At 40.2% G+C, this 540-nt stretch carries 1 protein-coding gene; it reads left to right on the forward strand.

Annotation, left to right across the window (positions count from 1 at the left end):
* Positions 1–540: signal recognition particle receptor subunit alpha (locus IEY73_RS34880; protein WP_229716458.1), on the forward strand; the 540-nt coding region annotated here is incomplete at both ends.

Raw genomic sequence — 540 nt, forward strand, 5'->3', positions numbered from 1 at the left:
CAAGCATTAAGCGATGGGTTTAAAAACGCGCTCAATAAAATCCGCTTTCAAGATGATGAAAAAGCGCTAGATCGGGCGTTAGATGAATTGAAAAAAACGCTTTTAAAAAATGATGTGCATCATAAAGTGGCTAGGGAATTGCTCAAAAAAGTGGAAAGTCAAACCAAACTTAATGGCATTGGCAAGCAGCAATTTTTAGACGCTTTAGAAAAGAGTTTGTTAGAAATTTTAAGCACTAAAGGGAGCAGTGGTTTTACTTTCGCTCAAACGCCCCCAACCGTGGTTTTAATGGCAGGTTTGCAAGGGAGCGGTAAGACAACCACCACCGCTAAACTCGCTCATTATTTAAAAACCAAAAATAAAAAAGTGCTTTTATGCGCATGCGATTTGCAACGCCTAGCGGCAGTGGAGCAGTTAAAGGTTTTGGGCGAACAGGTGGGCGTGGAAGTTTTTTATGAAGAAAATAAAAGCGTGAAAGAAATCGCTAACAACGCTTTAAAAAGGGCTAAAGAAGCGCAATTTGATGTTTTGCTCGTGGAT

The organism is Mangrovihabitans endophyticus (assembly GCF_014646155.1).
GTDB classification, from domain to species: Bacteria; Actinomycetota; Actinomycetes; order Mycobacteriales; family Micromonosporaceae; genus Actinoplanes; species Actinoplanes endophyticus.